The sequence below is a fragment of the Halomonas sp. AOP27-A1-41 genome (assembly GCF_052378605.1).
In the GTDB taxonomy this organism is placed as follows: domain Bacteria; phylum Pseudomonadota; class Gammaproteobacteria; order Pseudomonadales; family Halomonadaceae; genus Vreelandella; species Vreelandella citrativorans.
Map to the genome: position 1 here is coordinate 1 of NZ_JBQSXT010000028.1, position 17,608 is coordinate 17,608.

At 52.8% G+C, this 17,608-nt stretch carries 19 protein-coding genes and 3 tRNA genes; 19 read left to right on the plus strand and 3 right to left on the minus strand.

Translation table 11 applies throughout. The annotated features are described in order from the left end of the window. Positions 1 to 989, plus strand: a 989-nt coding sequence (locus ACT3TC_RS15295; protein ID WP_444640750.1) for a TonB C-terminal domain-containing protein, incomplete at its 5' end; no start/stop codon positions are given. Positions 990 to 1,239: 250 nt separating this feature from the next. Here the strand turns inward: ACT3TC_RS15295 and ACT3TC_RS15300 are convergent. From ACT3TC_RS15300 to ACT3TC_RS15310, 3 genes are all read right to left on the minus strand, one after another. Next, positions 1,240 to 1,326 (minus strand) — tRNA-Leu (locus ACT3TC_RS15300). Positions 1,327 to 1,367: 41 nt separating this feature from the next. Further along, positions 1,368 to 1,454, minus strand: a tRNA-Leu gene (locus ACT3TC_RS15305). A gap of 78 nt (positions 1,455 to 1,532) precedes the next feature. Beyond that, positions 1,533 to 1,619, minus strand: a tRNA-Leu gene (locus ACT3TC_RS15310). A gap of 33 nt (positions 1,620 to 1,652) precedes the next feature. On the opposite strand from ACT3TC_RS15310, the gene ACT3TC_RS15315 reads away from it, so the two are divergent. The 18 genes from ACT3TC_RS15315 (at position 1,653) to mnhG (ending at position 17,578) form a co-directional block, all read left to right on the plus strand. Continuing rightward, positions 1,653 to 1,880 carry a hypothetical protein gene (locus ACT3TC_RS15315; RefSeq protein WP_172116088.1) on the plus strand — a complete coding sequence of 76 codons (228 nt, stop codon included), beginning with the start codon at positions 1,653 to 1,655 and terminating at the stop codon, positions 1,878 to 1,880. Then, on the plus strand, positions 1,877 to 4,267 hold the full coding sequence (gene rnr / locus ACT3TC_RS15320; RefSeq protein WP_444640752.1) for a ribonuclease R: 2,391 nt from the start codon (positions 1,877 to 1,879) through the stop codon (positions 4,265 to 4,267). The genes ACT3TC_RS15315 and rnr overlap by 4 nt, the downstream gene beginning before the upstream one ends. Before the next feature lie 2 nt (positions 4,268 to 4,269). Beyond that, positions 4,270 to 5,067 carry a 23S rRNA (guanosine(2251)-2'-O)-methyltransferase RlmB gene (rlmB, locus tag ACT3TC_RS15325; RefSeq protein ID WP_172116090.1) on the plus strand — a complete coding sequence of 266 codons (798 nt, stop codon included), beginning with the start codon at positions 4,270 to 4,272 and terminating at the stop codon, positions 5,065 to 5,067. Between the two features lie 241 nt (positions 5,068 to 5,308). Further along, positions 5,309 to 5,704, plus strand: a complete 396-nt coding sequence (gene rpsF / locus ACT3TC_RS15330) for a 30S ribosomal protein S6 (RefSeq protein WP_087107800.1) — start codon at positions 5,309 to 5,311, stop codon at positions 5,702 to 5,704. Positions 5,705 to 5,737: 33 nt separating this feature from the next. After that, positions 5,738 to 5,965 (plus strand): 30S ribosomal protein S18, encoded by a 228-nt coding sequence (rpsR, locus tag ACT3TC_RS15335; RefSeq protein ID WP_009097135.1) that lies wholly within the window; start codon positions 5,738 to 5,740, stop codon positions 5,963 to 5,965. A 12-nt stretch (positions 5,966 to 5,977) separates the two neighbouring features. Further along, positions 5,978 to 6,829 carry a hypothetical protein gene (locus ACT3TC_RS15340; protein ID WP_087107798.1) on the plus strand — a complete coding sequence of 284 codons (852 nt, stop codon included), beginning with the start codon at positions 5,978 to 5,980 and terminating at the stop codon, positions 6,827 to 6,829. 15 nt (positions 6,830 to 6,844) lie between these two features. Next, positions 6,845 to 7,291: a 50S ribosomal protein L9 gene (gene rplI / locus ACT3TC_RS15345; protein ID WP_172116091.1), complete on the plus strand. Its 447-nt coding sequence runs from the start codon at positions 6,845 to 6,847 to the stop codon at positions 7,289 to 7,291. 312 nt (positions 7,292 to 7,603) lie between these two features. Continuing rightward, a complete protein-coding gene (gene dnaB / locus ACT3TC_RS15350; RefSeq protein ID WP_172116092.1) occupies positions 7,604 to 8,989 on the plus strand; it encodes a replicative DNA helicase in 1,386 nt (461 codons plus the stop codon). Between the two features lie 61 nt (positions 8,990 to 9,050). After that, positions 9,051 to 9,344, plus strand: a complete 294-nt coding sequence (locus ACT3TC_RS15355) for a hypothetical protein (protein ID WP_087107793.1) — start codon at positions 9,051 to 9,053, stop codon at positions 9,342 to 9,344. A 145-nt stretch (positions 9,345 to 9,489) separates the two neighbouring features. Beyond that, on the plus strand, positions 9,490 to 9,792 hold the full coding sequence (locus ACT3TC_RS15360; RefSeq protein WP_172116093.1) for a DUF6482 family protein: 303 nt from the start codon (positions 9,490 to 9,492) through the stop codon (positions 9,790 to 9,792). 477 nt (positions 9,793 to 10,269) lie between these two features. After that, positions 10,270 to 11,349 carry a ferrochelatase gene (hemH, locus tag ACT3TC_RS15365; protein WP_444640754.1) on the plus strand — a complete coding sequence of 360 codons (1,080 nt, stop codon included), beginning with the start codon at positions 10,270 to 10,272 and terminating at the stop codon, positions 11,347 to 11,349. 359 nt (positions 11,350 to 11,708) lie between these two features. Continuing rightward, entirely contained in the window at positions 11,709 to 14,060 is a 2,352-nt protein-coding gene (locus tag ACT3TC_RS15370) for a putative monovalent cation/H+ antiporter subunit A (RefSeq protein WP_444640756.1), read from the plus strand. After that, positions 14,053 to 14,484, plus strand: coding sequence for a Na+/H+ antiporter subunit B (locus ACT3TC_RS15375; protein ID WP_087107785.1), 432 nt, complete (start codon positions 14,053 to 14,055; stop codon positions 14,482 to 14,484). Before ACT3TC_RS15370 ends, ACT3TC_RS15375 begins: the two co-directional genes overlap by 8 nt. An 18-nt stretch (positions 14,485 to 14,502) precedes the next feature. After that, positions 14,503 to 14,850: a Na+/H+ antiporter subunit C gene (locus ACT3TC_RS15380; RefSeq protein WP_192527950.1), complete on the plus strand. Its 348-nt coding sequence runs from the start codon at positions 14,503 to 14,505 to the stop codon at positions 14,848 to 14,850. Beyond that, entirely contained in the window at positions 14,847 to 16,442 is a 1,596-nt protein-coding gene (locus ACT3TC_RS15385; RefSeq protein WP_444640758.1) for a Na+/H+ antiporter subunit D, read from the plus strand. Before ACT3TC_RS15380 ends, ACT3TC_RS15385 begins: the two co-directional genes overlap by 4 nt. Then, positions 16,439 to 16,912: a Na+/H+ antiporter subunit E gene (locus ACT3TC_RS15390; protein ID WP_087107779.1), complete on the plus strand. Its 474-nt coding sequence runs from the start codon at positions 16,439 to 16,441 to the stop codon at positions 16,910 to 16,912. Before ACT3TC_RS15385 ends, ACT3TC_RS15390 begins: the two co-directional genes overlap by 4 nt. Continuing rightward, positions 16,912 to 17,181 carry a monovalent cation/H+ antiporter complex subunit F gene (locus tag ACT3TC_RS15395; protein ID WP_192527952.1) on the plus strand — a complete coding sequence of 90 codons (270 nt, stop codon included), beginning with the start codon at positions 16,912 to 16,914 and terminating at the stop codon, positions 17,179 to 17,181. The genes ACT3TC_RS15390 and ACT3TC_RS15395 overlap by 1 nt, the downstream gene beginning before the upstream one ends. Further along, positions 17,174 to 17,578 carry a monovalent cation/H(+) antiporter subunit G gene (mnhG, locus tag ACT3TC_RS15400; protein ID WP_193055000.1) on the plus strand — a complete coding sequence of 135 codons (405 nt, stop codon included), beginning with the start codon at positions 17,174 to 17,176 and terminating at the stop codon, positions 17,576 to 17,578. Before ACT3TC_RS15395 ends, mnhG begins: the two co-directional genes overlap by 8 nt. The last annotated feature ends 30 nt before the right edge of the window (positions 17,579 to 17,608 follow it).

Below are 17,608 nucleotides of genomic sequence, written 5' to 3' on the forward strand. Positions count from 1 at the left end.
GGTTGCACCGCATTGGTTTTTATGTAGGTTTTTCGGTCTTTTTGCACTTAATAGTGGGCGCTCTCTGGTTAAGGCAGGATGCTGATTTTGTCGTGGCGACCAAAGCTACCGAAAGCGTTTCCATGAGCGTAGGGTTGCAGGCCGCTATGGCGGGGGAAGAGCAAAAGAGTGAGGCTACCCAGCCCGACACGGCTCAAGCGAAAGTACCTTCAGTCACAACGTCGGACTCGGCCCCTAAGGAGGCTCTTCAAGAGGTTGTCGATGAGCCTTTGTCAGAGCTTCCAGAGCCAGCAGAAGATAAGGCGCCCCCTCCTGTTGAGCGCAGAAGCCCAGAGGCTAAGGCTGATAAGCCCGTACCAGAACCAGAACCAGAGCCAGAACCAGAACCAGAACCAGAACCAGAACCAGAACCAGAACCAGAACCAGAACCAGAACCAGAACCAGAACCAGAACCAGAACCAGAACCAGAACCAGAGCCCGATCCTGTCGTGGCTGAACGGTCTGAGCCGGTTAAACAGGCAGAGCCGACCGCGCAGCCTGAGCAAGTCGAACAGCCTCTGGCCAATCAGAAAGCTGACGATAATACTCAGACTGAAAATGAAATGGTGGAGGCAGTGGTTGGCCACGCCGGTGAAGATGGCTCTTCAGCCGAGGAAGTGGTCATGGAAGAAACGGGTATTGCTCAGGCTAATAGTGCGGATGTCGATAACCAGTATGATTTATTGGTTCGACAGCACTTGCTTGAAAACAAGCAGACGCCCAGAGTCATGGGGGCTCGCCGTATGGAAGAAGTGATTACGGTTGAATTCACGCTGGATCGCAACGGCAACGTATTAAGCCATCAGTTGGTAGGGTTATCCCGTGTGCGAGAATTAAACCAGGTGGGTGGCCGCTTGGTAGAAAATGCCATGCCTTTCCCCCGCGCTCCCGCTGGGGTTAGCTGGCAGAGCAGGGTATATACTATCGATGTACGTTATCAGATTAATTAAAGTCTGGGCGGCACTACGGTTTTCAGTGCCATTGCATAAAAAGAGTGTGCAGCACTATGCAGTTAACATGGTCGCTATTTAGGTCACTGCTAGCGCGCGCTCTTTAAGCTTAATTGAATAGCGAAATAAAAAAGAGAAAAGAACAAGCAGGGAAGTAGCAGCAGTGTGTAGAAAATCGAAAGGGATGATGTAAATGGAGTGGGTGTAATACAAAAGAAGGTGTTCAATGATGCGGACGGGACCAGCGTAATGGTGCCCAGGAGAGGACTTGAACCTCCACGTCCATACGGACACTAGCACCTGAAGCTAGCGCGTCTACCAATTCCGCCACCTGGGCGCATCATTTGTACTGCGGGTATTTTGCTGATTGTATTCGTATGGTGCCCAGGAGAGGACTTGAACCTCCACGTCCATACGGACACTAGCACCTGAAGCTAGCGCGTCTACCAATTCCGCCACCTGGGCGAATACATATCAAGCATCAACCACATCAACTTGCCACTGCACCCGCTACTCATGAAAAGAGGATAACATGAGAAAGCGTGGTGCCCAGAAGAGGACTTGAACCTCCACGTCCATACGGACACTAGCACCTGAAGCTAGCGCGTCTACCAATTCCGCCATCTGGGCAAGTGGCGCGTATGATACCGGGGTGCTGGTTAAATGCAAGACCTGAAAGATAATTTTATGGCGCAAATCGCACAATTGCTGCTTAAGGTGGTTGGGTCATGGAACATGCAGCGCTATACTGGCCCCATGACCAAACAAAATATGACGTTTTTCAGCTTACTGCCTATTAACGCAGTCGCTGACTATCCCTACCTGCAGCGACTATCCGCTGCTGTTTTTGTCCGCCTCCCGCAAATGCAATTAAGGATGTCGATCGCATGAAGTATTGGACGTTGAGTGATGATCCGCACGCCGAGCGTGAGGCGCAAAAATATGATAATCCGGCGCCTAGTCGTGAGTATCTGTTAGCGGCGTTGGAAACGTACGGCAAACCGATTACCCATGAAAATATGAGCCGCATGCTGGGCATCGAGGACGAAGATCACCTTGAAGCCGTTCGCCGCCGGATGGCGGCCATGGAGCGTGATGGTCAAGTGTTGCGTGACCGTCGCGGCGCTTATGCATTAATTGATAAGCTTGATTTGATCAAGGGCAGCGTACTGGGGCACCGGGACGGTTTTGGCTTCTTGATTCGTGATGATGGTAAAAAACCGGATCTGTTGTTACCTCCTCGCCAGATGCGTCGGGTGTTCAGTGGTGACCATGTATTGGTCCGTATCAGCGGCACAGACCGCCGTGGCCGCGATGAAGCGACCATTGCCGATGTGATCGCCCGAAATACGCAAACAATGGTGGGGGTATATCGCAGCAATACGCCGGAATTTGGCATACTGATTCCTGAAAATCCGCGTATTACTCAGGAAGTTATTATTCCTCACAGTGCCAGCGCTGGGGCGAAGGATGGCCAAGTGATTTCGGCCAGAATTGTGCAGCAGCCGGCTACCCGCGTGCAGCCTGTGGGTGAAGTGATTGAAGTGTTGGGTGAGCGTATGGACCCTGGCATGGAAATCGATATTGCGATTCGTAGCTACGATATTCCTGCTGAATTTCCGCCTGAGGTGCTGGATCAAACCAGCGGCATTTCAGCGGAAGTGCTGGAGGAAGACAAAAAGCATCGCGTTGACCTGCGAGATACACCGCTGGTTACGATTGATGATGAGTCTGCCAAGGACTTTGATGATGCCGTGTGCGCGTGGCAAACCAAGTCAGGCAGTTGGAAGCTGTTAGTCGCGATTGCGGATGTCTCTCACTATGTGCGTCCGGGGACGGCGCTGGATAATGAAGCCCGCACGCGGGGTAACTCGGTGTATTTCCCGGGGCAGGTGGTGCCCATGCTGCCGGAGCTTTTATCCAACGGTCTTTGTTCGCTCAATCCGAACGTGGATCGCCTGGTCATGGTCTGCGAGATGAATATCTCCAAGACCGGGGCGATTAGCCGCTACTCCTTCTATGAAGCCGTGATGAACTCTCATGCTCGCCTCACTTACAACAGCGTGGCGGCGATGCTTGATAACGAGAGCGAAGAGGGCAGTGCGCTGCGTGAGGAACACCGCGAGCTGGTGAAGCCGCTGCAAAACCTGCATGAGCTTTATCACTTGCTACGCGGGGCTCGTGAAACGCGTGGCGCGATTGATTTTGATACCACTGAAACGGCGATCATCTTCAACGACGAGCGCAAGATCGAAAAAATTGTGCCGCGTAAGCGTAACGATGCGCACAAGTTAATTGAGGAGTGCATGCTGGCCGCGAACGTTGCGACCGCACGTTTTCTTGATAAGCACGACCTGCCCGCGCTGTACCGTATTCATGAGCGGCCAACGCCTGAGCGGTTGGATAAGCTGCGCTTGTTCCTGAACGAGCTGGGCCTTTCCGTGGGTGGCGGCGATATGCCTACGCCGCAGGATTACCAGGCGCTTCGTGAGGCAATTGTTGATCGTCCTGATGCCGATATTATCCAGACGGTCATGCTGCGCTCCATGAATCAGGCGGTGTACTCACCGCAGAATGAAGGTCACTTCGGCTTGGCATATCAGGCGTATGCGCACTTTACGTCGCCGATTCGTCGTTATCCTGATCTGCTCGTGCACCGTGCCATTCGTTCGGTCATTCGGGGGCCGCGTCAAACCAATACCGTCGTGCGCGTTGACGGAGCGCCGGTCGATCCGCCGAGCAAATGGTGCCCTTATACGTTTGAGCAGATGCTTGAGCTTGGCGAACACTGCTCAATGACTGAGCGTCGCGCCGATGAAGCGACCCGGGATGTAGAAAGCTGGCTGAAGTGCGAGTTTATGTCCGACAAGCTGGGCGAAACCTTTGAAGGCACGATTGCGTCGGTTACCCAGTTTGGCTTGTTTGTGCGTCTGGATGCGTTCTATGTCGAAGGCCTGGTGCATGTGACGTCGCTGCCGTCGGATTATTATCACTATGAGGCAGAGAAGCATCGCCTGAAAGGCGAGCGTACCGGAACCACCTATCGCTTGGGTGATGGCTTGACGGTGCAAGTGGCGCGCGTCGATATGGACGACCGGAAAATTGATTTCAGTTTGACCGACGATAAGCCTCGCCCGCGCCGCCAGCCGCGTAAACGCCGCAGTGGCGACACTAATGAAGCGGCCGCTCCCAAGAGCGACGCTGCGCCCAAGAAAGATAAGCCATCTACGCGTCGTGGCCCGCGACGTACGCGTCAGTCAACGCCCAGGAGAAGTTAAGTATGAAATCGGCGTCGTCTCGACGTGGTGCACGTACTACGGTACGTACGCCGGATGGGCTGGACCAGGTCTATGGTACCCACGCCTTGCAAAGTTTGTTGGAGCGCGGTGAAACGCCGCGCGAGCTATGGGTTCAGCAAGGAGCCGGTAGTCGTTTGGCCGAAGTGGTTGCCCAGGCGCAAGCGCGTGGTGCGCGAATTAAAGAGCAGCCGCGTGACCTGCTGGACCAGTTGACTCAAGGGGCTGCGCATCAGGGAGTGGTGGCGTTCTGCCCGCCACTTACGCCTGAAGGCGAAGAGTCCTTGTGGTTAAAGCTGCGTGCCTGGCAGGCGCCAACACCGCCACTTTTGCTAGTGCTGGATGGCGTGACAGACGTGCATAACTTTGGTGCCTGCTTGCGCAGCGCCGATGCCGCTGGGGCACATGGCGTTATTGTGGCAAAAGACAAGGCCGCACCGCTAAATGCAACCGTGCGTAAAGTGGCTTGCGGTGCTGCCGAGGTAGTGCCGGTTTATCAGGTCACCAACATGGCGCGTACGCTTGCCAAGCTTAAAGATGCCGGCGTATGGATTACCGGTACAGCAGGTGAAGCCCAGGCTAGTGTATTTGACATCGATTTGACCGGCCCTACTGCGCTAGTAATGGGAGCAGAAGGGAAGGGCATGCGGCGTTTAACGCGGGAAGCCTGCGATAATCTGGCCAAGCTACCTATGGCAGGGCAGGTTTCAAGCCTTAATGTCTCTGTGGCTACCGGGATTTGTTTGTTTGAGGCAGTACGACAACGCCAGCTTGCAAGTTAACCCTGCGCCCACTAGAATACTCGCGCCCGTTTGTCTACAGGCGGGCGCAGATGTTTACGTTGGTTAAATACCTGTACGTTGGTTAGATGCCAATACGTTAGTTGAACACCAGTTCTGCTTAATGCCTTAAGTTGCCGTTTGGCGGTAAGTTAGGTGCATTTCAGTAACTCCTTGCTTCCCTGTCGTCGTTCTCGCTTGTGCGGGGCACACACCGGAAGCTGTCAAACCGCAAGGAGATCTCATGCGTCATTATGAAATCGTGTTTATGGTCCATCCGGATCAGAGCGAGCAAGTGCCGGCTATGGTCGAGCGCTACACCAGCATCGTTACCGAAAACGCTGGTACTGTACATCGTCTTGAAGATTGGGGCCGTCGTCACCTGGCTTACCCGATCAACAAGATTCACAAAGCCCACTACGTGCTGATGAACGTTGAATGTACTGGCGAGACGCTCGAAGAAATCGAGAACATCTTCCGCTTCAACGATGCCATCATCCGCAGCCTGGTTGTACGCTGCAAGGAAGCGGTTACTGAAGCTTCTCCGATGATGAAGCCGGCAGAAGAGAAGCGTCCGCGTCGCGAAGACAAGTCGCGCGCTGATGAGTCCGAGTCTGATTCAGACGTCGAAACTGCCTGATTCTATCCACTGCACGTTTTAAGGAGCTAATCCATGGCACGTTTTTTCCGTCGCCGTAAGTTTTGCCGCTTCACTGCTGAAGGCGTCAAGCAGATCGACTATAAAGATCTGGACACTCTGAAAGCTTATATCACCGAAACTGGCAAGATCGTTCCGAGCCGTATCACCGGCACTAAAGCACGCTACCAGCGTCAGCTGGCGACTGCTATCAAGCGTTCGCGCTACCTGGCGCTGCTGCCCTACTCCGATAGCCACCAGTAAGCGTTTAACGTGATGCTGGCACTGGCAAGATGGCTAATGCGAGGGCTGCCTTACGCCGTAGGCGGGGCAGCGCTGGCCACGTTAGTGCCGTGGCTGTTTTGGTTAGGTGCTGCTATTGCTGCTTTGGTAACCCTGCGTAAAGGCTTTGCACCTGCGCTACCGGTTATTATCGCAGCGGCGCTACCCGCCGGTTTTTGGTGGTCGCAAGGCGACGTTATCCCGCTGGCCAGCGTATTGCTGGTAACGCTGATGGCGGTTGTCCTGCGTGAAAGGATGCGTTGGAGTGAAGCGTTGCTGGCGGGCACATTCGTGGCTGCAGCAATGGTACAGTTCGGCATCTTTAGCCTGCCAGGCGACATGGGGCCAATGCTTGAGCAACTACGACAAGGCTCTCCGGACGTTGATCGTATGCTCACAGAGTTGGCTAATCAGGGGTACGATACCCAAATGCTGGCTGCCATTGTGGTGGGGGGCGTTACGGGGCTTGTGGTTCTGATTGCGTCGATTGCATGTTTAGCCTTGGCGCGAAGCTGGCAAGCGGGGTTATATAACCCGGGCGGGTTTCGTGAAGAGTTTCATGCGTTACGACTCGCACCCAAAGAGCTTGCCGTGTTAGCGGTGCTTTGTGTGGTCGGCATGATGCTTGGGGGACATGCGTTAGCAGTACTCGGCTGGATACCACTACTCGTTGCCGGCATTGCGTTAGTGCATGGTTATATTGGATTAAAGGGGATGAACGGGCTGTGGCTGGTAGCATTTTATGTGCTGCTGATCACGACCTGGCCCACGATTCTCATTGTGCTGCTGTTGGGGCTGATTGATACATTCGCGAACATTCGCGCACGCCTTGCCCGCGGCAACTGACAAGAGGTTTACGAGATGGAAGTCATTCTGCTCGACAACATTGGTAAGCTGGGCGGCTTGGGTGACAAGGTCACTGTTAAGCCTGGTTATGGTCGTAACTACCTGGTGCCTTACGGTTTAGCCGTACCGGCCACCAAAGAGAACGTTGACGCGTTCCAGGCACAGCGTGCTGAGCTTGAAGCTCAAGCGGCTGAGCGTAAAGCAGAAGCCCAAGCCCGCGCTGAGCAGCTGAACGACATCGAGCTTTCGCTTGTGTCTAAAGCTGGCGACGAAGGCAAGCTGTTTGGTTCTATCGGTCCTCGTGATCTGGCCGACGCTATTTCCTCTGCTGGCATCGAGGTTGCCAAGAGCGAAGTGCGTATGCCGCAAGGCCCGATTCGTCAAACTGGCGAATACGACATCGACCTCCACCTGCATGCAGAAGTGGACGCCGTTGTTCGCGTGGTAGTCGTCGCAGAGTAAACTTTGCTGCTGCTATTTACGCCAAAAGGGCGCGGGATTTCCCGCGCCCTTTGTTATTTAAACCCTTTGTTATTTAAACCCTTTGTTATTTAAACCCTTTGTTATTTAAGCTCTGTGTTATTTAAACCCTGTGTTATTTAAGCCCGTTGCTATTTAACGAAGGCTTATTTTCAAGCGGCTAGTGGTTTGTTGAAAGCCCTGAGCGTTTAGAAATAACCCTTTATGCGATGACCTAGCGGTGGTTGCTAACGGTTTGTCCGATTAAGATAGTGGTCTTTGTCGGCTATGCTGCACTATTGAAAGGAGCTCGCTATGGACCAGCCTTCTGCTGATCAGGAAACGGCAGCGCTGAAGCTGCCGCCGCATTCGCTGGAGGCGGAGCAGTCGGTGTTAGGCGGGCTAATGCTGGATAATCAGGCGTGGGATACGGTTTCCGAGCGCCTGGTAGCCGATGACTTTTATCGTTATGAGCACCGTTTGGTGTTTAACGTCATGATTCATCTGGCGGAGTCTGGACAACCCCTTGATGTCATCACCTTGTCTGAAGCGCTTGAAGAGCGAGATCACCTGGATACCGTGGGTGGCTTGGCTTTCCTGGCGGAGCTTGCCCGCAATACGCCTTCGGCGAGCAATATTCGCGCCTATGCGGATATTGTGCGTGAGCGGGCAACGCTTAGAAAGCTGATTCGAGCGGCGAATCAGATTGCAGAAGGCGCCTTTGCCCCCCAAGGGCGGCCAGCCGATGAGCTGCTTAATGAAGCTGAGCGGTTGGTTTTTCAGATTGCCGAAGAGCGCCCTAAAACGGGTGGCCCAATTGGCATGAGCGAGCTTCTCACCAAAGCGGTTGATCGCATTGATGAACTCTTCAACCTGAAGGGCGAAATGACGGGGCTATCAACCGGCTTTCGTGATCTGGATGAGATGACGTCAGGGCTTCAGCCTTCGGACCTGGTCATCATTGCCGGGCGTCCCTCCATGGGTAAAACCACGTTTGCGATGAACCTGGTCGAACACGCGGTTATCTCCAGCGATAAGCCCGTGATGGTGTTCTCCATGGAGATGCCGGCTGAATCGCTAATGCTCAGGGTGCTGTCATCGCTTGGGCGCATCGACCAAACCCGCGTGCGTTCGGGGCAGTTGGAGGATGAGGATTGGCCGCGCCTAACGTCGGCGGTCAATCTGCTTAAAGACAAGCAGCTCTTTATCGATGACACCGCTGCGCTTTCACCTAATGAAATGCGCTCGCGCTTGCGCCGTGTCGTGCGTGAGCACGGCAATATGTCGCTGATCATGATCGACTACCTTCAGCTGATGCAGATCCCCGGTTTTTCTGAAAACCGCACGGGGGAGATATCGGAAATTTCGCGCTCGCTAAAAGGCTTGGCGAAAGAGTTTAAATGTCCGGTAGTGGCGCTTTCTCAGCTTAACCGCTCGCTGGAGCAGCGCCCCAACAAGCGCCCGGTTATGTCTGACTTGCGGGAATCAGGCGCCATCGAGCAGGATGCGGACGTTATCGCCTTCGTCTATCGTGATGAGGTGTATAACCAGGATAATCCAGATAATCAGGGCTTGGCTGAACTCATTATCGGTAAGCAGCGTAACGGGCCTATCGGAACGGTGCATATGGCGTTTATCGGCAAATATACCCGTTTTGAAGACCTGGCTCCCGACAGCTATGGCGAAGCCTTTGGTGACTAGAAAGAGGGTGTGACGCCCTTAACATATTGATCATATAGAAGAGAACGAACGGGAGTAATTCATGGCAGGTGGTTTTCGGCGTGGTAATCGTCAGCGTCTTCCCAAGCTTCAAGGGCGCGGAGAACTTCAGGAATTAGAGCGCGAAGGGCCTTTTAAAGAGTGGTTGGGTATGCCAGACCTTTATCGCTATCAGCTGGTCGTTGATGGTGAGAAGTACAGCTATCAAACAGAAGATGCTGAGCTTCCGGTCGCTATCGGCGATAACGTGGTATTTCGCTACAAAGAGACCAAGGGCGGTAACTGGATTGATCGTAACTCGCTTGGTAAGGCGATTGATCCTTCTGAATATCAGTAGCTTGGCTGTATTAATAGACTGATAGCCTGGAAACCTCCTGAAAAGTTGCCCTCTTGGTCAATAAGTGCCAATGTAAGGTAACAGGAATGTAATAGGACGCAGTCATGCTGGGTCCTATTGTTGTATCCAATAACAGGAGGGAATCATGGAACTGAAAGCACTTAAACAGTTCGTCGATAGCCACGATAATTTCGAAATTCGCGTTATTACGCATTCGGGTAGTCGTTTTTATCAGCTTGAACTTGAAGATGTAGAAGGCGCGCGGCATATGCTCACCCAACGTGGTAAGCCCATGCTGTTTCGCTCGTTAGATGATGTGTATTTGGAACTAAAACGTGCGGGTATTCATCGCGCGTATCTGGTTCAACATGTGCCTCAGGACGAAGTTATTGGTCGTGACGCACATTACAGCGAGCCGCTAGCCTCACGAATGCCGCTGGTTTTTTAAAAAGCGGTTGATGAACCACTCTGTGTATTTACTGAATGCACACACAACAGTTAGCGTAACGTTTTTCCCACCCTCGCCTAAACCCTAATGCGGTGACAGGCAAAGAAACAGCAGCCTGCATTCATCTCTTCTTGCAGGCTCGGTAAGCAACAAAGCCCTACCAGCCGCCGGACGCCCAAATCTTTATATAGTGGCCCGGCTGCATCCTGGTCAGCGCACTGCTTTAACCGCTTAGCTTGCCTCTATTCGCCGTGCTTTCCAGGTGTTTTCCAAGTGCTTTGCTTCTGACCACCTTGCGGCTATTTTTTAAGTATCTTCGATCTGCGCTTAAAGCGTATTTGAAGTAAGGCGTGGGGCGGCGGAGTGCCACTTTACCGGTGGTTATACAAATGATGTTGATAGTATAACTTTATGCCGCGCCTTATCGAAAAGTGTTAAGATTTTTGATAATTAGAAGCCGTCTTTGGAGTAAGCGTAATGACCGATAGCGTTGTGGTGGACCAGCCGGGCGAAGGCCGCTTGGCCCATGCATCCAGTGATCATCCGGCCGTGCCGCGGGCAAAAGTAGGTGTAGTTCTGGCTAACCTGGGGACGCCCGATGCCACTGATTATTGGTCGATGCGACGTTATTTAAGTGAGTTTCTCTCCGACAAGCGGGTAGTCGATTATCCTGATTGGAAGTGGCAGCCGCTTCTGCAACTGATTATTTTATCCAAGCGGCCTTTTTCGTCGGGTAAAGCGTATAAAAGCATTTGGAATACCGAACAAAACGAAAGCCCGCTACTCACGATCACGCGGGCGCAAACCGAAAAACTGACGGAGCAGCTTAAGGCCTTATACGGCGACAACGTTGAAGTGGATTTCTGTATGCGCTACGGCAATCCTTCAACACGCAGTGTGCTCACGCAGATGAAAGAAAAGGGCTGTGAGAAGATTGTTTTTTTTCCGCTCTATCCACAGTACGCCTCGCCGACCACTGCAACCGCCAATGACGAGGCGTTTCGCGCCTTAATGAAGATGAAGTGGCAACCCTCTATTCGTACGGTGCCCGCCTATTTTGATCACCCTGCTTATCTACAGGCACTGGCGAATTCAGTAACAGATGTTTACGCCGAGCTTGAGACGCGGCCCACCAAGTTAGTTGCCAGCTACCACGGCGTGCCTGAGCGCTATTTGATGCAAGGCGATCCCTACTATTGCCAGTGCCAGAAAACCACGCGCCTCCTGGGCGAAACGCTAGGTTTTAGTCAGGAGGAAGTGGATACCACCTTTCAATCACAGTTTGGTCCTGAAAAGTGGGTGGGGCCTGCAACGGTCGAGCACGTAGCCGCGCTTGCCAAGCAGGGCCATAAACATATTGCGATTCTATCGCCTGCTTTCTCCTCCGACTGTGTGGAAACGTTAGAAGAAATCAAGGAGGAGATCCGCGATAGCTTTATGGAAGCAGGCGGCGAAACGTTTAGTTACATTCCCTGCTTAAATGATCGTAATGATCACATAAAGGCGCTGCTGGACATCGTAAATAACGAGCTTTTAGGTTGGCTTCCATCGTCGTAATGAGCCGATAATCAAGGCGTTATAAATGGCGATGAAGTAACGATAAGCACGCTATCTGTTTGATTTTGAATGATTGCCTGGTAACAGGCAGTGGCCTGTTATAGAGTCTACGACTTTATGATCACCTCGCGTGTTTAAAATAGGTGCTGTTACTCTACGGCTTTCAGCGTGCTCGTTAAAATCTGGTCCGAGCGCTTAAGACAGAGTGCTTGAGAGAGGGTGCTTGAGAGAGGGTGCTTGAGACAGAGCAGTTAAGAGAGAGCAGTGAACAGGGATGATGATCGCTACTCACCGCGAGAGGTATTGATGCTCAACGAACCCGCTTCATCATGGGGCAGATACACAGGAGATATCGCTAGATGCAATTCGCCGTTTTGATGGGATTTGTATTAGCCGCGTTGGCACCACTTATGCAGCGCTGGTTTGCAGACCGTACGAGTTTGGTATTGGCCCTTTTTCCTGCGCTCATCGCTGCGTGGCTGTTTTCTCAAGCACCCACAATCATCAATGACGGCCCGTTGCTAATGGAGTGGCAGTGGGTGCCTTCGTTAGGTATCAGCCTCACCTTTATGCTGGATGGGTTGTCCTTACTGTTCGGCTTGTTAATCAGCGTTATTGGCGCGTGCGTGTTGGTGTATGCGGGGAGTTATTTAAAAGGCCACCCGGAGATCGCCCGGTTTCATATCGCGCTGATGGCTTTTATGGTGTCCATGCTGGGGCTAGTGTTGGCCGATGGGCTGATCACGCTGTTTATTTTTTGGGAGTTAACCAGCGTTACTTCGTACCTGCTGATCGGGTTTAACCATACCGATATGCAGGCGCGTAAGTCGGCTCGCCAAGGGCTTTTTGTCACTTTTGCGGGTGGGCTTGCGTTGATGGCCGGGCTTATCTTGCTGGGCATCGCCAGCGACCAGTGGTCGTTAACCGATATTCGCGCAATGGAAACCGACCTGCGAGAGCATGCCCTTTATACGCCCATGCTCATCTGTTTGCTGTTGGGCGCTTTCACTAAATCAGCGCAGTTTCCCTTTCATTTCTGGCTGCCAAACGCCATGGCAGCCCCTACACCTGTCTCGGCTTATTTGCACTCCGCCACCATGGTGAAAGCCGGTATTTACCTCATGGCAAGGCTTCAGCCTGAACTGGGTGGAACGGCACTCTGGATAAGCATCCTCTCTGTGGTGGGTGCTATCACGCTGCTGCTGGGCGCTTTCCTGGCGCTTCATCACACGAACATTAAAAAGCTGCTGGCTTACTCAACCATTATGGCGCTCGGCACATTGACGATGCTGCTGGGCATTGGCACCGAGTACGCCATGACAGCGTTTGTAACTTTTTTGCTCGCACACTCCCTGTACAAGGGAGCGCTGTTCATGGTGGCCGGTATTCTCGATCATGAAACGGGCACCAAGGATGTCACTGCAATGGGCGGGTTAAGGTCTTTGATGCCGGTGACGGCCACCATTGCATTGATAGCGGCGCTATCACTTGCAGGGGTGCCGCCGTTGCTTGGTTTTATTGGCAAAGAGCTTAAGTTTGAAGCGGTGCTGGGCGCAGGGGATTTTCAAGGCTTGCTCGTCGTGTTCGCATTTGTCAGCGCGATTATGACTATCGCCGTGGCGGCGATTGTTGCGCTACGGCCTTTCTACGGCAAGCGTCACGAAACCCCAAAAACGCCGCATGAAGCACCTTTCGGCATGTTAATGGGGCCCGCACTGCTAAGCGTAGGCTCGCTGGTTTTTGGTCTGGCGCCCGCCATGTTTGGCGTTGACGCTCTTTTAACGTCAGCGGCAAGTGCGGTGGCAGGGCAGCCGAGAGAAGTGGCGCTGTCACTTTGGTACGGCGTTAATGCGGCGCTGATAATGTCTGTTGTTAGCCTGGGGTTGGGCTTTTTGCTGTTCAAGTACTGGGACAGCGTGCGAGGCAAGCTAACGTTGCTGGCCCCTGTTATGCGTTACGGCCCGGAAGCGGGCTATGAAGGCTTGTTAAATGGCCTGGTTCGGTTTGCGGAATGGCAAACCCGTGTGCTGCAAAATGGCTATATGCGCAACTATATTTTGGTCATGCTGGTCGTGCTGATTACGCTGTTGGGCAACTCCATTCTGGTACGCCACTCTCCGCTGTTAGCCTTTGAACTTGATGTACGGTTTCATGAGGCCATCGTCGTCGGCACAATGGTGATGGGTGCCCTGTATGCAACGATCACCCGCTCCCGGCTGGGTGCCGTCGTGTCAGTGGGTATTATGGGGTTCTCAATCGCGCTGGTCTTTATTCTTTTCAGCGCCCCTGATCTTGGGATTACCCAGCTTCTGGTTGAAACGCTCACAGTTATTTTACTGGTGCTGGTACTGTTCAGGCTGCCTCGCTTCTCGCATCTCTCGACCAGCCTGGAGCGCATTCGCGATGGCTCGGTAGCTGCGATGATGGGGATATTGATTTTCCTTCTGATCATGACGGCCTGGAGTATTAACCAGTTCGAGTCCATTTCTACCTATATGGTTGAAAACAGCGCACCGCTCGCTTTTGGCCGCAACATCGTCAATGTCATTTTGGTGGATTACCGGGCACTGGATACGTTGGGCGAGATGTTTGTACTGGCGCTAGCCGCCATTGGCGTTATCGCTATGCTGAAGCTGCGCCATGAGCCAGAAAGCGCTAAGCCCACCAATGACAGTGGGAATACTGATAGCAGGGAGCCGTACGATGGTTAAATCGGGAACGATTATTTTAAACACGGCGGCCCGCTTTCTAATGCCGCTACAGCTCATGTTTTCGATATTTTTGCTGCTTCGTGGACACGACGAGCCCGGCGGTGGGTTTATTGCAGGGTTAGTAGCGGCGGGGGCGTTTACCTTGTATCTGCTGGCGTTTGGCGTCAGTGCCACAAAAGAGGTATTACGGATGGTCGACCCTCGCGACTTGATTGGCGTGGGGCTGTTGTTAGGCATGATTTCTGTTGTACCTGCCTGGTTTATGGGTCAGCCGTTTTTAACCGCGCAGTGGTGGACCATTCCGGTTATTGATTTTAAAGCCTCCACTCCGCTGATTTTTGATATTGGCGTTTACTTGGCGGTGTTGGGAGCGGTGATTGGCATGGTGATGGCGTTGATGGAGGTGGATAAGGATGAGCCTTAACATAGCAGGAGGATACGCATGGAACCGGTAATGGCGCTAGCGATTGGGGTTATGTATGCCACCGCTATTTTTATGATGCTGCGACGCTCCATTGTAAAACTGGTTATTGGGCTACTGCTGCTTTCCAACGCTGCTAACTTATTGATCTTTACTACTGCCGGAATGACGCGGGGCGCGCCACCGCTGATTCCAGAAGGCATGGTTCAGCCTATGGGCGATGTCGCTGACCCATTGCCCCAAGCCGTTGTACTGACGGCTATTGTTATCGCGTTTGGTGTGCTGGCCTTTGCTGTTGTATTGATTCGTCGTGCCTATGAAGTGGTTAAGGCGGATGACCTGGATAAGATGAAGGATACTGATACGTGAGGCCTGAAGTTGCTCTTCCCGTCCTTTTACCCTTACTTTCAGGGGCTATTTCACTACTGTTTTGGCGTTCAAGGCCAATGCAGCGCTTTATCGCCGTTGCTGGAAATATAGCATTTCTGATCGTTAGCCTTTGGCTGTTTACGACAACCCTTTCCGAAGGCTATGTCACCATGCAAATGGGCAGCTGGCCTGCACCGTTTGGGATTACGCTCATCGCCGATATGTTAAGTGCGGTGATGGTGCTGCTGACCGGTATCATCGGCCTCGCCATGGGGATTTACTCCTTGGCCACGACCGGCCGTGGCCATGAGAAATTTGGCTATTATCCGTTAATGCACTTGTTGTTAGCCGGGGTGGCGGGAGCCTTTTTGACCGGCGATATCTTCAACCTGTATGTATGGTTTGAAGTAATGCTGGTGGCCTCTTTTGCGCTACTTATTTTGGGCGGCGAGCGGGCCCAGATGGAAGGAGCAATAAAGTACGTAACGCTTAACCTGCTGGCGTCGGTGATCTTTCTGACAGCGGTGGGGCTGCTGTACGGCACGGTCGGTACGCTTAACATGGCCGATATCGCACTGCGCATGAATGCCGTTGAGCACAACGGGATGGTCGAGGTGCTCGCGGTGATGTTTATGGTGGCCTTTGGGATCAAGGCGGCAGCCTTTCCGCTCTTTTTCTGGCTGCCTGCGTCTTACCATACGCCGCCAGTTGCCGTTTCAGCGCTTTTTGCAGGCCTTCTCACCAAAGTAGGCGTGTACTCACTGTTCCGTGTGTTTACCTTGATCTTTGACCAGACGATGGGCTACCTGCAGGAGATAATGTTGTGGGGGGCGGTGCTTACCATGGTGACCGGGGTGCTGGGTGCGGCCGCTCAATATGAGTTTCGGCGTATTTTGTCGTTTCATATCGTCAGCCAGATCGGCTATATGATTCTGGGTTTGGCGCTGTATACCCCCTTGGCGATTGCTGGCGGCGTGTTTGCCATCATGCACAATATTATTGTCAAGACGAACCTGTTTTTGATTAGCGGTATCACCCACCGCTTGCAGGGCACGTATCAGCTAAAAAAGATGGGTGGGCTTTATAAAGAGCGCCCTTGGCTTGCCGTTGCATTTTTTATCTCAGCATTTTCCCTCGCGGGGGTTCCTCCGTTATCCGGATTCTTCGCCAAGTTTGTCATCGTGCGGGCAGGTATTGAAGCCGAGGCGTATGTGGTTACTGCCATTGCCTTGGGAGTAGGGTTATTAACACTCTACTCCATGGTGAAGATATGGAACGAAGTCTTCTGGAAATCCTTGCCAGAAGATAACCAGGTGCCTGTATCGAATACACCCTCTGGGGATGATGGGCGGTTGATTAAACCCAGCCTGTGGATGATGTATTTACCCGTGGTGGTGCTGGCTCTGTTTTCAGTGCTCATCGGGATTTTTGCGGAACCCATTATGCATGTGATGACCACTATTGGTGATCAATTGCTGGCCCCCAGAGGCTATATTGATGCGGTGTTGGGCGTGTCCGCGAGCGCTGAGGATGCGCTACTGATACCAGGTCAGTTGCAGGTAGACATAATAGGCGGGGAGGACGCGCCATGACCGGTGCTATTTGGAACCTGCTGTTAGGATTGGCATGGGTGCTGCTGAGCGGCGACTTCACAGGCTTAAACCTGCTGGTAGGCATGATTTTTGGCTATATCGCGCTGGTGCTGATTGAGCCGCAAGTCAGCGCATTAAAAGGCTACCCGGCCAGGATTCCGCGCATTATTGGCTTTCTGGGCTTTTTTCTAAAGGAGCTTGTTCAAGCCAACCTGCGTGTTGCGTTTGATATTGTGACGCCGCCTTGGCACATGCAGCCAGGCGTGATTGCCATGCCGCTTTCCGCACGCACTGAAATGGAAATTACCCTGGTGGCTAACCTGATCTCTTTAACCCCGGGAACGCTGAGCCTGGACGTCTCTGATGACCGCAAGGTGCTTTATATCCACGCCATGTTTCTTGATGATGAAGAAGAGCTAAGACGCAACTTAAAAGAAATGGAGCATCGAGCCCTGGAGTTATTTCGCTAATGGATACGGTTCTCTTGATTAGCCAGATCATTATGGGGCTGGCGCTAGTTTTGACATTTGTGCGTGTGGTGCGCGGGCCAAGCCTGCCTGACCGAGTGGTGGCGCTTGAGCTTTTTTCTACTACGGTGGTCGGGCTGGTAGGCGTTTACGCCATTCAATCCGGGGTAGCCAGCTTTCTGGATGCCGCTATCGTTATTGCGCTGATGGGCTTTCTGGCCGCGATTGGCTTTGCACGCTTTTTGGAACGGGGAGGGCCTCGCGATGATTGAAACGATTAAAGGTGCGCTATTGCTGACAGGCTCTTTATTTATGCTCCTGGCGGCTATTGGCTTGCTACGTTTGCCGGATCTACTAACGCGTATGCATGCCACTACCAAAGCGGCGGCATTGGGCGTTATTTTGATCATGCTGGCATCGGCGATGCATTTTTCTGAGGTAGGCGTGGTCGCTCGCTCCTTTGCGATTATCGTGTTTATCCTGATGACAGCCCCCGTTGCGGCACATGTGATAGGACGGGCGGGTTACTTTGTGGGCTCTCGACTTTGGAGTGGTACGGTCAAGGATGAGCTTCGTCCCAACTACGACCCGTTAACCCACGAATTAAAAAGTGGTATGGAAACGAATGAAAATGCTAAACGTCAGCCACGAGCGACGGATCCCGATTGATGTGTTTCACTAATTTAGCGGTTGGTAAAT

Excerpts from the sequence above, each read along its gene's own strand:
- ACT3TC_RS15390 (WP_087107779.1), top strand. The coding sequence starts at position 16,439 with ATGACCGGTGCTATTTGGAACCTGCTGTTAGGATTGGCATGGGTGCTG.
- ACT3TC_RS15395 (WP_192527952.1), top strand. The coding sequence starts at position 16,912 with ATGGATACGGTTCTCTTGATTAGCCAGATCATTATGGGGCTGGCGCTA.
- ACT3TC_RS15315 (WP_172116088.1), top strand. The coding sequence starts at position 1,653 with ATGCAAGACCTGAAAGATAATTTTATGGCGCAAATCGCACAATTGCTG.
- ACT3TC_RS15340 (WP_087107798.1), top strand. The coding sequence starts at position 5,978 with ATGCTGGCACTGGCAAGATGGCTAATGCGAGGGCTGCCTTACGCCGTA.
- ACT3TC_RS15375 (WP_087107785.1), top strand. The coding sequence starts at position 14,053 with ATGGTTAAATCGGGAACGATTATTTTAAACACGGCGGCCCGCTTTCTA.
- hemH (WP_444640754.1), top strand. The coding sequence starts at position 10,270 with ATGACCGATAGCGTTGTGGTGGACCAGCCGGGCGAAGGCCGCTTGGCC.
- ACT3TC_RS15360 (WP_172116093.1), top strand. The coding sequence starts at position 9,490 with ATGGAACTGAAAGCACTTAAACAGTTCGTCGATAGCCACGATAATTTC.
- rpsF (WP_087107800.1), top strand. The coding sequence starts at position 5,309 with ATGCGTCATTATGAAATCGTGTTTATGGTCCATCCGGATCAGAGCGAG.
- ACT3TC_RS15355 (WP_087107793.1), top strand. The coding sequence starts at position 9,051 with ATGGCAGGTGGTTTTCGGCGTGGTAATCGTCAGCGTCTTCCCAAGCTT.
- ACT3TC_RS15380 (WP_192527950.1), top strand. The coding sequence starts at position 14,503 with ATGGAACCGGTAATGGCGCTAGCGATTGGGGTTATGTATGCCACCGCT.
- dnaB (WP_172116092.1), top strand. The coding sequence starts at position 7,604 with ATGGACCAGCCTTCTGCTGATCAGGAAACGGCAGCGCTGAAGCTGCCG.
- rpsR (WP_009097135.1), top strand. The coding sequence starts at position 5,738 with ATGGCACGTTTTTTCCGTCGCCGTAAGTTTTGCCGCTTCACTGCTGAA.
- rplI (WP_172116091.1), top strand. The coding sequence starts at position 6,845 with ATGGAAGTCATTCTGCTCGACAACATTGGTAAGCTGGGCGGCTTGGGT.
- rlmB (WP_172116090.1), top strand. The coding sequence starts at position 4,270 with ATGAAATCGGCGTCGTCTCGACGTGGTGCACGTACTACGGTACGTACG.
- mnhG (WP_193055000.1), top strand. The coding sequence starts at position 17,174 with ATGATTGAAACGATTAAAGGTGCGCTATTGCTGACAGGCTCTTTATTT.
- ACT3TC_RS15370 (WP_444640756.1), top strand. The coding sequence starts at position 11,709 with ATGCAATTCGCCGTTTTGATGGGATTTGTATTAGCCGCGTTGGCACCA.
- rnr (WP_444640752.1), top strand. The coding sequence starts at position 1,877 with ATGAAGTATTGGACGTTGAGTGATGATCCGCACGCCGAGCGTGAGGCG.